We start from the raw sequence: 12,795 nt of genomic DNA on the forward strand, positions 1-12,795 counted from the left end.
GAGAGACCATGGCCTATACCACATTTTCACAGAATAAAAACAACCAATTGCTGGAGCCGATGTTTTTCGGCCAGTCGGTGAACGTTGCGCGCTACGATCAGCAAAAATACGATATCTTTGAAAAATTAATCGAAAAACAGCTCTCTTTTTTCTGGCGGCCGGAAGAAGTGGACGTGTCGCGTGACCGCATTGATTTCCAGGCGCTGCCGGAACACGAGAAGCATATTTTCCTCAGCAATCTGAAATACCAGACCCTGCTGGACTCCATCCAGGGCCGTAGCCCCAATATCGCCCTGTTGCCGCTGATTTCCATTCCGGAGCTGGAAACCTGGGTGGAAACCTGGGCCTTTTCGGAAACCATTCATTCCCGGTCTTATACCCATATCATCCGCAATATCGTTAACGACCCCTCGCTGGTATTCGACGATATCGTGACCAATGAAGAGATTCTGAAGCGGGCCAAGGATATTTCGGGCTATTACGACAAGCTTATCGAACTGACCGGCTACTATCATTTGCTCGGCGTTGGTACCCATCAGGTGAAGGGCGCCCAGGTAGTGGTGAATCTGCATGAGCTGAAAAAATGCCTCTACCTTTGTCTGATGAGCGTCAATGCCCTGGAAGCCATCCGTTTTTATGTCAGTTTCGCCTGCTCGTTCGCGTTCGCCGAGCGCGAACTGATGGAGGGCAACGCCAAAATCATCCGCCTGATCGCCCGCGACGAGGCGCTGCATCTTACCGGCACCCAGCATATGCTGAATTTGATGCGTTCCGGCGAGGACGATCCGGAAATGGCCGAGATTGCCAAAGAGTGCGAGCGGGAGTGTTATGACCTGTTCGTGCTGGCGGCGGAGCAGGAAAAAGAGTGGGCAAGTTATCTGTTCCGCGACGGTTCCATGATTGGCCTGAATAAAGATATTCTGTGCCAGTATGTGGATTATATTACCAATATCCGCATGCAGGCGGTGGGTCTGGATCTGCCTTTTGCCGCCCGCTCCAATCCTATTCCGTGGATTAATACCTGGCTGGTGTCGGACAATGTTCAGGTGGCGCCGCAAGAGGTGGAGGTGAGTTCCTACCTGGTAGGCCAAATCGACTCCGAGATGAATTCGGGCGATTTGAGCGATTTCGAGCTGTAAGCCATGGACCCATCGGCCAAGGTCACGCTGCGCCATATCGGGGCGCAGCTTCAGTGCGAATCCGGCCACCGCTCCCTGCTGGACGCCCTGGAAGCCAATCATATCGACGTCGAATTCCAGTGCCGGTCCGGCTATTGCGGCGCCTGCCGTATGCGGCTGCTGCGGGGCCGGGTCGCTTATACCCAGTCCCCCCTGGCCTGTATCCGGCCGGGCGATATTCTGCCCTGTTGCTGCCTGCCGGCGGGGGATATCGAGCTGGAGCTATAGCAGAGTTGTATCCGGTCGAGGCGGAAAAAATCGCTTTCATCGGCTCGTTGTACGTTAGGTGATCGCGGGCCTACCCCGGCATGGGGCGCTCCGGCCGCCGCCAGACGGCGGCTTCGACCCCATTGCCGCGGTCTCCCTTCAACACGCGCCCGCTTTCACCGGAGTGTCATTACCGGCTCGTTGTACGTTACGTGATCGCGGGCCTACCCCGGCATGGGGCGCTCCGGCCGCCGCCAGACGGCGGCTTCGACCCCATTGCCGCGGTCTCCCTTCAACACGCGCCCGCTTTCACCGAAGTGTCATTACCGGCTCGTTGTACGTTACGTGATCGCGGGCCTACCCCGGCATGGGGCGCTCTGATCTTTTAGTTGTAAGTTATAGCGATTCGGAATTGGTTTTCATGGCCCTGCCCGGTATGCTCATGTTACCTAGATCACACTTTTTATAAGCCTGCTTAATACCATGTCCGAACTCCTCAAAATGGCGCATGTCGCCGCTCTTGACCGAGACAAGCCGTACGAGAGCGAAACCGTTTTTATCCGTAGCGCCGCCGATGTATCCCATTTAGTGAATTCCGGTGGGGAAAAGCGCAGTCATGCCGGTATTATCATCGGCATCGCATTGGGGGGCGTTTTCCTGGATGCCTATGACCTGGGAGCCCTGGCGTTCGGGGTGAAGGATATTACCCGCGAGTTCAACCTTACCCCGGCGGGCACCGGCATGGTGGCCTCCGCCATTACCTTCGGCGCTATTGTCGGCGCGTTTTTCGGCGGCTACCTCACCGACAAGATTGGCCGCTATCGCGTTTTCATGGCCGATATGTTTTTCTTCGTCTTCGCCGCCATTGCCTGCGCGTTCGCCCCTAACGAATGGGTGCTGGCCGGTGCGCGTTTTGTCATGGGATTGGGGGTCGGTATCGATTTGCCGGTGGCCATGGCCTTTCTGGCGGAGTTCTCGCGGCTGAAGGGACGCGGCAATAAAGCGGCCAGCGTCGCCATGTGGTGTCCCACCTGGTATGCCGCCATCAGTATCTCCTATTTGCTGGTGCTGTTGCTGTATGCCGTATTGCCCGCTGAACAAACCCACTGGCTATGGCGTTTAATCCTGGGCTTCGGCGCGGTGCCGGCGCTGGCGATTATCGCCATTCGCAGCCGGTATATCAGCGAGTCGCCGGTCTGGGCGGCTAATCAGGGCGATTTAACCGGCGCGGCGCAAATTCTGCGGCGCTCCTACGGTATCAATGCCCAGGCGGCGCCGGTGGCGGAACAACAGCCCGCGCCCAAGGCGCTGCGCGCCCGCTGGAGTAATTACGGCCGGTTATTGCGGGGGGTTTATCTGCGGCGTACCGTGCTGGCGACGGTTATCGCCGTGGCGTCGTCCTTTGCCTATAACGCCGTGGCATTCGGTTTGCCGGTGATTATCAGCAGTTTTCTGGCGCAGTCCATGCTGACCACTATTTTGGCCTCCCTGGGGCTTAACCTGTTATTTGCCTTTGTGGGCGGCCTGATAGGCGTCCGCTGGGTACCCCGCTTCGGTGCCTGGCGGATGACGGTGCTGGGTTATGCCTGCCAACTGGTCGCCTTGATCGGACTGGCGCTCATCGGCCGGCCGGCGGACGGCGCCCATGCCGCCCTGGCCATCGCCATGCTGGCGTTGTTCCTGTTCGGCCAGGGTTTCGGCCCGGGTTCCCACAGCATGACCTTTGCCTCGCTGAGCTATCCCACCTCGCTGCGAGGCGTGGGTGTCGGATTTAACCAGACGCTGATGCGCGCCAGCTCCACGCTTTCGCTGTTTCTGTTTCCGGTGCTGGTGGCTTGGCTTAAGACCGGCGTGTTTTGGGTGATTGCCGCAGCCCCCGTGGCGGGGTTGCTGGCGCTGCTGCTGATTCGCTGGGAGCCGTCGGGCTATGATGTGGATGCGGAGGATTTTGGCGCTGCGGCCCCTGAGCGCTGAAAAATGATATACAGGCTCCGGGTGCGGCGGGTATGGCCTGCCAGGAGTTTCCATGGCCGATCCACTACTTCATAGCGGATCGGCCTGGCCCTGATTGCGGGGCAGCGGCGCAAGGGCGGCGCTGAACCAGGCAGTCCGGTTCTGGCAAAACGGTCTGGCATCCAGCAATGCCTCCATCACTTCCCGATAATCGCTGAAAATAACCATCCACAGGCTGAAAAATCCCCTGCTGACCGCCAGGTCAACGATGGCTGCCGCCGTCGCACGATTGTCGGCATACTCTTCCAGGCGTTCAAGGGCCATGCTGATGGTTAGCTGGCGCTCAAGATAGCGCCGGTCGCTGTCCCCGGTTACCGTCGTGGTCTTGTCCAGCGCATACAATTTTATGGTGGCATCGGCTTTTTGCTTCTGCGACGGCGATAGCGATGGATGAGCGTTGACCACCATGGCATTGTCTCCGGTCAGCGGCGTATGGAAGGCCAGCAGAGTGTTATTTATATGGGGCCAGTAATAATGATGCCGGTAAGGAACGGCAAGGAGCGATTTGCTCTTGCGGGAATTGCACGGGGTGCAGATCAGTAAAAAATTGGTCCAGCAGGCGGAAAGGCGCGGATAGCTGTCCTTGGGTTTGATATGCTCGACGGCCAGGGCATTATTCACCCGCATTTCACACAAATGGCAATAGCAACCGGTACGCTCCTCAAGATACTGTTTAGCGTTTCGCCAATGATTGAAACAGGCTTTGGCGCCCTTTTTGTTTAGCGGCCATGTTCCCTTATCTATGGGCCTCATTTATCAGTTCCTTGATCTTTGGTTAACAAGTAGGCTTTATATTCCGGATCGTCGGTTTCATTAATCAGCGACGAATTCACTACCCGGCGTATGTTTAAATAGTCATCAAGCGTTAATTTCCCACCTTGGGTTTTTATCTGTGCCAGTTGTTCCCGGGCTGATTTGACGCGCCGCTCAAAATTATCGCTGCGGATATTTTCAACGCCCATGATCTGCGTCGCCACTTTGCCAAGAGGCAGTTCATTGGGCACCGACTCATTACCCGGCCGGTCGACATTGATGAGCTCACCCACCCCCAGGCTCTGCACGATAAAGGGGGAATGGGTGGTGGCGATAAACTGCAGCTTGGGAAATGCGTCTTTGAAATCCTGTATAATGCTCTTTTGCCAGATGGGGTGCAGATGCAGGTCGATTTCATCAATAAGCACCACGCCGGGGGTCTCCACAACGGCATTGATGCCCAGATGCGGATTGAGCTGAATACATCGGTAGGCCATATCCGCCGCGATGCCGATAATATTGCGCAAACCGTCGCTCAACTGGTTGAAGGCCAGGCGGTGATTGTGGCCGCGCCCATCGCTATAAGTCCCCACCAATGTATTGAGCTTATAGTCAAATTCCGTATCGACCCAGCGTTTATCGGGGATCAGCTTGAGAACCGCGGCCTTGAGCGCTTTCAGATGGATGATATCCAAAGGATCGCCGAATTTCTTGATGCTGTCGTCCTGGGTCTTGTACCAGGAAAGAAAATCCCGGCTTGAGGATTTGGCGGATAGGCAATGCGTATAGGCCTTCGTTATCCCTTCCGCCTGCTTCTGGTAGCCAATCTCTTCATTTTCCGCCCACAGTCGTCCGGTGCCGTGGTAGGCGATAAGCGGGAAGATCACCTCTTTGTTATTGCGTTCGGATTTGGGTCTGCGGCTTTGCTCAAGCTTGCGGGCGGCGATATTGCTTAAGGCTCTCGCGCCCTTGACAGTGGTTTTCTGTCGGATGATTTCTCTTGACCAGGCAACATGCTGTTGGCCGTCAATCATGCCCTTAGCCTCTATGGATACGGGAAACTGCGGCCTGGGCTGTCCGTCAACGTTGACCGTCCGGATTTCATCGGCACGTATCGGCCTTGAGCTGATAGCGTCAAGTCCGAGGAAAAAGCTTCCCAGCGCCACCGCCAGGGCATCCAGGATGGTGGTTTTACCGGTGGCGTTATCACCAATGAATACGGTGAACCGCGAACGGAAGGAGAAGGTCTCATGTCGGATACCTTTGAAATTCTTGATTGAAATTTCTTGGATATTCAATGGGCCGCTTCCTGTCCTGGGCAAGATAGTGTAGGCATTTTGTCGCGAAGATCGGGGCTCGTAAAGGATAGATATCGGTTTGTTTAGCCTTGGGATAGGCACGCTCTTGAAGTGGTCGTTTATGGTCAGGGCGGCGGACCCGCCGAAAGTCAGCTGGCATATCTAGAATTAATATATTAAGCAGTTCTACATTATATCTTCAGGCCACGTTTAAATGGGAAATTTGAATGTGATAGCAGAAAGAGTTTATTACATACTTAAATAATATTTATCAATATAAGTAATAATAGCAATGGATTTCATTTTTATAAAAATAGTGGCCGAATTGTAAGCTTAGCATGAAAGTGCAAAATGACATTGACACCACCCGGGAGGTATTTTATAAGTATCACGGACCTTGTTCGAGGTGTGTTGATAAAAGAATGATTATCATTAACGATAGATAGATAACTAAAATAAAATCGTAATTTAACTATTTCTGCCGCTGAGTTTTTAAACGGCGTACTTAAGTCAATTTTTTGGTTTACCTCTAAATTATGCCAACACAAAATGTGATTCTTAGCATTATTATCGCCGCCCATAACAGCGATGAATATCTTCAAGACACACTGCAAAGCCTGCTTGCGGCATTGGGCGCCGACATCGGACGCTGTGAAATCATCTTGGTCAACGATGCCTCAAGTGATGGCACCGCTTCAATTCTCAGGGCTTTCGCCCAATCAACGCCGCAAGCACATTATTATGCGGTTGAATTCACCAACCTTGGCAAGGTGCGTAGCTTTGCCTTGGCTCACAGCCAGGGTGAATACGTCACTATGTTTGACAGTGATGACCTCTTGAAAAGCGGCTCTCTTGGGGAGATCCTCACTTTCCTGGCCCAGAAAAAACCCAGCTTGCTATTGACCAAGCTACAGGAGGTGCGTGATCTCGGTACCGCCGATAAAACCTGGAAGGGGTTGAAAACCAAGACCCTGCTCGCGGATGAAGCGATAACGCGTTTCCTGATTCACAAAGATTTCCAGGCGCACTTGATTGGACAATTCATCCATCGGGACCTGCTGTTGTCATCCCCTATGCCGGATTTTACCTGCTATGAAGATTTTTACATCTTTCCGGAAATTCTGACCAAGGCCACAACCATCGTGTTTTCATCTGAGAGCCATTATCTTTATATAAAACGCGCCGACAGCCTGTCGAACTCCCCATCGGAAAAAAAAATACATAATCTCTTCGTATGCACGGAAAAAATGGATGCGCTTTTTGGCAAAAAATTTCATGATTTAGTCTTGTGTCATTGGCTGGATATTCAGCTGAAAAGGAAAAAATGGATTACGGATAGAGAGCAATTAAATACGCTGCAGGAGAAAGTGCAGGAAACTCGCCGCATCCGTTTTTTTATAAACCCGTCGGTAAGATTCAGTTATAAAAAAAAGGCAGCAGTATCGCTTTATAGGGACAAAATAGGACAAGGGTTGTATTTAGCCAGTTTTTTATTGGCTATTTTATCGGTTGTATTTACCTTGATTTCAACGAGTATACAGCGGGAATTATTCTATTTCTCTGGTTACGCTGCCCTGCTCGGGCTGTTCGCCGAGCGAAAAAACCTCAAATGGCCCAAAAAGGATCTTTCGTATGCCATCATGTTAATTGGCGTGGTCAAAATTATCTGGACACTGATCCTGTATCGCCATGAGCACACCTACGCCTTGGGATTTATACAGCTGAATTCGGGTAAGAAACTCATTTTCGGCGGCGCGCTGATTTTTTATATCACCCAGTTTTCCCACTATCTGGCAAGTTTCAATTACCGTAAATACCTGTTGTCCGGATTTGCGTTAGCCTTTGTGCTGGCTACCGGTTATGGTCTTTATCAGATTCATCACGGTATGGACCGCATTGCCCTAAGCACCAATCGCGCAACCATTGCGGCCTATATTTACTCTGCATTGTCTATTCTTCTTATTTATCTGCTTCTGATATTCAAGAAAACCGTCAATCACCATATAACATTAATGGCGGTGATCACCATCTCCTTCCTGGTTATCATCATGATGGGCACCCGCGCCGCAATACTTGCGCACCTGTTAATGATTTCGCTGATGATGTTGTTCCATTTCCGCAAGATTTACCTCAAACCCCTGCTGATCGTCATGGTGCTGCTGGGGTTTGGTGTGGGTATGTCTTATGGCAAATACATCAAGCCGAAGATTGAACAAACCGACAGTGAAATAGCGCTTTACCAAAACGGTAACGACCAATCATCACTGGGCTCCAGGTTCTCGTTATGGTATGTCGGCCTGAATATATTCTCTCAGCATCCTTTTGGCAATACCGTTGAGGGGCGCCACATGCAAGCCGCGGAGATCATCGTCCACGATCCGGGTAACAGAACCGCGATGGAATATATCGACACGCACCTGCACAATGAACTGCTTGAAGCCGCCTCGCTGCAAGGTATTGTCGGCCTGCTGACCGTGGTGCTTTTTTATGTTTATATCATCAGCCAGTCGCTGGTGAGAAAGAATACGCCAATGCTGCTGATTGGCTGCTGCATAATCGTTTACGGTCTGTCGGATGTCTTGTTAGTCAGCTCAGAATCGATACTGTTTTTCATGGTGTGCATTGCCCTATTTACAAAAATGCCGCCGGTGAAAGCAAGCGCGGCACCCAACCCCGTCGGCAGCAGATTGATTCGGCACGCCAACTGACGGGGTTATGGCATCTATAATTGAATACAGAAAAAAATTACGCCAGGGTATCGGTCGTTCGTATCCAGCCGTGATCGGCGTAGACCGGCCAGCCATTGAGCCAGCGGCGCAGCATGTTCAGCGCCATCAGCGAGACCACTTCCTGCCGGGTTTTGAGACCGTGCCGCTGTATATTGATGGTAAAAGTGACCGTTTGGGCATAACTGCGATCGGGAGTGTGCAGCGCCAGGCTAAGCCGTTCCTGTTCCAGGTTACCTACCGCCAGCGCCAGCTGCGCGCCATGTCGGGCAGCCAGGTCTTGCGCCTGCCGGGCCAGTTTTTGCAAAGGAGAAGCTTCTTCTGCGGAAGATTGCCGCGCCCCGGCCGGATTCCTATCCGCACTCTTATCGGCGCTATCGGCGCCCAGGGAGGACAGCCATTCACCGCTTACCACCGGCATGCCGGCGCTTTGGCACTGCCAGGTCAATAAGCCGGCGGTGAAATGTTCGCCGATGGCCAGAGTCAGTCCGAGCTGGCGCAGCCGTCCGGCCAACTGGGTGGGTAAATCGTCGGTGCCTTCGTATATCGCGCTTTCACCGGCCACCGCCCTGACCTGTTGCCAGGCCAGCTCCATTGCTTCCCGCTCGTGGGCCGGGCCGGTGAGTTTTAGTTCGATGATCGGCATGGAGGAACGGTAGCCCAGGACCACCTCTTCCGGTAGCGGCATACCGTCGAGCTGGCTGGCCAGCTCGCTTTCCGCGCGCCCGAAAGTGGTTAGCCGCAGGCACAGCGGCGGATCGGGCAGGTCGAAACGCTCACGCAGCCGCGGCACAATCTCTTGCGCCACCATCACTTTGAATTCAGACGGCACGCCGGGGGTGAAAAACATCAGGCAGCGATTCAGCTGCAACGCAAACCCGCATGCGGTGCCCACCGGGTTGTCGATCATCTCCGCATTGGCGGGGATCAGCGCCTGCTTGCGGTTGCTGGGGGCCATGACCCGTCCCCGTTCGGCAAAATAGGCTTCTATTTTCGCCAGCCATTCGGGATGCTCCACCAGTTCTTCCCCGGCCGCCGTGGAAGCGGCCAGCGCGCTCAGATCGTCGCTGGTGGGACCCAGGCCGCCGTTGACAATGAGAATATCCGCCCGCAGGCTGCGTTCGGTCAAGGCCGCCACCAGTGCGGACAGATTGTCGCCCACGGTCATGCGTGCACTCATCGGCAGGCCCTGTTCAAACAGATAATTCGCCAGCCACGCCGCATTGGTATCGACAATCTGTCCATGCAGAACTTCATCGCCGGTGCACAGCATTTCTACCCTAAGCATTATCTTCTCCTGTAAACCCCATACCGTCACTTTAGAAAGCCGCACCGATAAACACAACCTTTCTTTAGGGATTTATGGTGAATTGCGCCGCCACCCAATCCATGATACTGCGGCGGGAAATTTTAATGCCGCCGCCGCCGAGGGTGTCAGGCAGCGTAAAATAAGCCGCCGGTCGCTGCCAGGGCGCCAGTTGCGGATCCAGCCAGGCGCGCAATTGTTCAAAGGGCGTATCTCCTTCCACCACCGCTACCGGGCGCTGGCCGAATTCCTCGTCCGCCACCGGCACCACAAATGCCTGGCGCACACCGGGATGAATAGCCAGTACACGTTCAATGTCCTCCGGCTGGATACCCTCTCCGCCGCAGATAAATAAATTGTCCAGCCGGCCGGAAATATGCAGCTCGCCGTCCACAAACCTGCCCCGATCCCGCGTATGGAACCAGCCGTCGCTGTCGGTAAAGGGAATCAGCCGTCCCTGCTGCCAGTAACCCGACGCTATGCTGCCGCCGCGCAGCCACACTTCGTCATCCACCAGCCGCAGCTCCCGTCCCGTCAGAGGCATGCCTACACCCGGCGAGGCGTCGGCGCGTTTGGCGCAGACCGTCGAGGCGAACTCGGTGAGGCCGTAGCCGCACCAGCAGCGGATCCCCAAGGCTTCGGCCTGCCGGGTAAGGTCGGGCGGGATCATCGCTCCGCCCAGCAAGACGTCTTGCAGGCTGAGGCCGGCCATGTCGCCCTTTAACAGGCGCCACAGCTGGGTAGGTACCAGAGAGGCGTGACTGCAGCCCGCCAGCGCCTGCTCCAAAGGCATATCGTCCGCCACTACCAGCGTGGCGCCGGCCGCCAGGGCGCGCCAGACGATACCCTGGCCGGAAACGTGGTACAGGGGCAGCGAGAGCAGCCAGCTGTGGCGATGCTGAAAATTCATCAATGACAGGACACCCTCCGCGCTGGCCAGATGGGCGGCGAAGGTGTGGGCCGCCGCTTTCGGCAGGCCGCTGGAGCCGGATGTGAGGGTCAGCGTGGCCAGGCGATTGATCTGCCAGGGGATCCTGGCGGGGGAGCCCACGGACGACGGGCTTATGGCCAGAGGAGTGATACCGTCCGGCCAGGAAAAATCCGCCCCGCACCAGCCAAAATCAATGTTCAGGCCGGGCAGCAGCCGGACCAGCAGATCCGGCGGCAGCTGTGGGCTGAGGGGAATGACCCGGGCGCCGCACTGCAGAACGGCCAGATAAGCCAGCACCAGCTCCAGCCGGTTTTTTCCCCGCAGGGCCACGCCGCAGCCGGCCGTGACGCCGGCCTGCCGCCAGGCGGCGGCCAGTTCATTGATCCGTTGCGCCAGTACGCGCCAGCTCCATTGAGCGGCAGGGGTACGCAAAGCGATGCTGTGCGGAGTATGGTGCGCCCAGTAATGCCAGGGCCAGTTATCAAAGCTTGTCATGGTGTTATTCATCTTGATTCATGAAGAAAACCGCTCCCTCAGGATGCGCGGGCGATAGTGTGCAATTGCGCGGGGGACTGCAACGGCAGCAGGCTGCCGGGCCAGCGGCGCAGCAGTTGCGCTCCCAGCAGCGACAGCGTATCAAGCCCGGGGGGGACGTCGGGAGTCAGAACTTGCGACAGACGGGCCAACTGGGTCAGGCCCAGGCTTGATTCAATGGAAGAACTTATCACCGCCGTTAAACCCGCCTGCCGGGCCTGGTGGATTAAACGTTCGCATCGCCGCAGGCTGCCTGTGAGAGTGGGTTTGATGATAACCGCCGCCACGCCCGGCTGCGGCCGCAAAGAAAAATCCCCTTCGCGCACCGTCTCGTCCCAGGCGATAGGGATGCCGCTGTCGCGGGCAAACGCCAGAGATGCGGCGGGAGTGGCACAGGGCTCCTCGATGAAATCAATCCGCCCCCGTAATGACGGGTCCAATCCTGCGGCAAAGGCGGCGGCGGCGGCGGCGGTCCAGCTGCGGTTGGCATCCAGGCGTAAATGCAGCCCGGGCAGCGCCGCCAGCATGCCGTTCACCTGGCGGCTCTCTGCACCGCCGTCCGTCAGGCCCACCTTGACCTTGGCCAGCCGGCTGTCCGGCAAAGCGGTCAAACGGCGGATGAATTCATCGCTGTCGCCGCTGCATAAAGGCACCGCAATAGAGGGAGCCTGCGGGGGAAAGCGGTCTTCCAGCTCCGCCAGGGCACAGCTGAGGCCGAATGCCACCGAGGGCGCGATGTCTTCGCCGCCTGAGAGATCCGCCAGGATGGAGGCGCCGGCAACCCAGCGCCACATCAGCAATAGCGCCGCCTCGGCGGCCTGAGGGAGGGTCTCCCGGCTAAAGCCGGGCAGCGGCGCTATCTCTCCTTCGCCGGTGCGGTGATCCTCCTCGAGGCGCACCACCAGACCGTTGCGCTGTCGCTGATGCTGTCCGCGCAGCACCACGCCGGCATGCAGCGGCAGGCTATAAGCCAGCAGCGTCCCGCGGCGCATCAAGGGTTCCGTTTGAACCTGGAGAAATCCGGCTGCCGTTTTTCCACAAAGGCATTACGGCCTTCCTGGCCCTCTTCCGTCATATAAAACAGCATGGTGGCGTTGCCCGCCAGTTCCTGCAGCCCTGCCTGTCCGTCGCAATCCGCATTGAGGGCGGCCTTCAGGCAGCGCAGCGCCATGGGACTGTTTTGCAGCATTTCACGGCACCAGCGCACAGTTTCCTTCTCCAGTGAAGCCAGCGGCACCACGGTATTCACCAGCCCCATGTCCAGCGCCTGCTGAGCGTCGTACTGGCGGCACAAAAACCAGATTTCCCGAGCCTTTTTCTGGCCGACGATGCGGGCCATATACGCCGCGCCCCAGCCGCCGTCAAATGATCCCACCCGGGGGCCGGTCTGGCCGAAAACGGCATTATCCGCCGCCAGGGTGAGATCGCACATCATATGCAGCACATGGCCGCCGCCGATGGCATAGCCCGCCACCATCGCCACCACCGGCTTCGGGCAGGTGCGTATTTGCCGTTGGAAATCCAGCACGTTCAGGTGATGCACGCCGCTGTCATCTTTATAACCGCCATAATCCCCCCGCACTTTCTGGTCGCCGCCGGAGCAAAACGCCAAATCCCCTTCTCCGGTGAGGATAATCACCCCGATCCCGTCATCATAGCGGGCGTCCGCCAGGGCCTGGAGCATCTCCTTGACCGTCAGCGGGCGGAAGGCGTTACGCACCTGGGGACGGTTTATCGTGATTTTGGCGATGCCGTCGGCGGATTTCTGATAACGGATATCCACGAAGTCACCGCTGCAATCGCGCCAGTCCACCGGGGCATACCATTGTTCTTCACTGGGTTTAAGCAT

10 protein-coding genes are annotated in these 12,795 nt (G+C 56.1%); 4 read left to right on the forward strand and 6 right to left on the reverse strand.

Going from position 1 to position 12,795, the window contains the following annotated elements; genetic code table 11:
• Positions 1-8: 8 nt before the first annotated feature.
• The 3 genes from nrdB (at position 9) to ACL2XJ_RS26555 (ending at position 3,359) form a co-directional block, all read left to right on the forward strand.
• Complete coding sequence (gene nrdB, locus ACL2XJ_RS26545; RefSeq protein ID WP_132927290.1) at positions 9-1,139, forward strand: class Ia ribonucleoside-diphosphate reductase subunit beta; 1,131 nt, start codon at positions 9-11, stop codon at positions 1,137-1,139.
• Positions 1,140-1,142: 3 nt separating this feature from the next.
• Complete coding sequence (gene yfaE, locus ACL2XJ_RS26550; RefSeq protein WP_132927288.1) at positions 1,143-1,406, forward strand: class I ribonucleotide reductase maintenance protein YfaE; 264 nt, start codon at positions 1,143-1,145, stop codon at positions 1,404-1,406.
• A gap of 462 nt (positions 1,407-1,868) precedes the next feature.
• Positions 1,869-3,359: an MFS transporter gene (locus ACL2XJ_RS26555; RefSeq protein ID WP_413725103.1), complete on the forward strand. Its 1,491-nt coding sequence runs from the start codon at positions 1,869-1,871 to the stop codon at positions 3,357-3,359.
• A gap of 69 nt (positions 3,360-3,428) precedes the next feature.
• Here ACL2XJ_RS26555 and ACL2XJ_RS26560 read toward each other — a convergent pair whose 3' ends face one another.
• Entirely contained in the window at positions 3,429-4,151 is a 723-nt protein-coding gene (locus tag ACL2XJ_RS26560; protein WP_413725104.1) for an HNH endonuclease, read from the reverse strand.
• Positions 4,148-5,449, reverse strand: a complete 1,302-nt coding sequence (locus tag ACL2XJ_RS26565) for an AAA family ATPase (protein WP_413725105.1) — start codon at positions 5,447-5,449, stop codon at positions 4,148-4,150. Before ACL2XJ_RS26565 ends, ACL2XJ_RS26560 begins: the two co-directional genes overlap by 4 nt.
• A gap of 536 nt (positions 5,450-5,985) precedes the next feature.
• On the opposite strand from ACL2XJ_RS26565, the gene ACL2XJ_RS26570 reads away from it, so the two are divergent.
• On the forward strand, positions 5,986-8,157 hold the full coding sequence (locus ACL2XJ_RS26570) for a glycosyltransferase (RefSeq protein ID WP_413725107.1): 2,172 nt from the start codon (positions 5,986-5,988) through the stop codon (positions 8,155-8,157).
• A gap of 37 nt (positions 8,158-8,194) precedes the next feature.
• Here the strand turns inward: ACL2XJ_RS26570 and ACL2XJ_RS26575 are convergent, their stop codons facing one another.
• The 4 genes from ACL2XJ_RS26575 to menB all read right to left on the reverse strand — a co-directional run bounded on the left by ACL2XJ_RS26575 (position 8,195) and on the right by menB (position 12,795).
• Positions 8,195-9,463: a nicotinamide mononucleotide deamidase-related protein YfaY gene (locus tag ACL2XJ_RS26575; protein WP_203523479.1), complete on the reverse strand. Its 1,269-nt coding sequence runs from the start codon at positions 9,461-9,463 to the stop codon at positions 8,195-8,197.
• A gap of 64 nt (positions 9,464-9,527) precedes the next feature.
• Positions 9,528-10,907 carry an o-succinylbenzoate--CoA ligase gene (gene menE, locus ACL2XJ_RS26580; RefSeq protein ID WP_413725108.1) on the reverse strand — a complete coding sequence of 460 codons (1,380 nt, stop codon included), beginning with the start codon at positions 10,905-10,907 and terminating at the stop codon, positions 9,528-9,530.
• Between the two features lie 38 nt (positions 10,908-10,945).
• The gene (gene menC / locus ACL2XJ_RS26585) at positions 10,946-11,938 is read right to left on the reverse strand and encodes an o-succinylbenzoate synthase (protein WP_413725109.1); all 993 of its coding nucleotides are present in this window, start codon (positions 11,936-11,938) and stop codon (positions 10,946-10,948) included.
• On the reverse strand, positions 11,938-12,795 hold the full coding sequence (gene menB / locus ACL2XJ_RS26590; protein ID WP_132927270.1) for a 1,4-dihydroxy-2-naphthoyl-CoA synthase: 858 nt from the start codon (positions 12,793-12,795) through the stop codon (positions 11,938-11,940). Before menB ends, menC begins: the two co-directional genes overlap by 1 nt.

Origin of the sequence: Sodalis sp. RH16, from assembly GCF_047324245.1 — a bacterium.
GTDB lineage: Bacteria > Pseudomonadota > Gammaproteobacteria > Enterobacterales > Enterobacteriaceae > Acerihabitans > Acerihabitans ligni.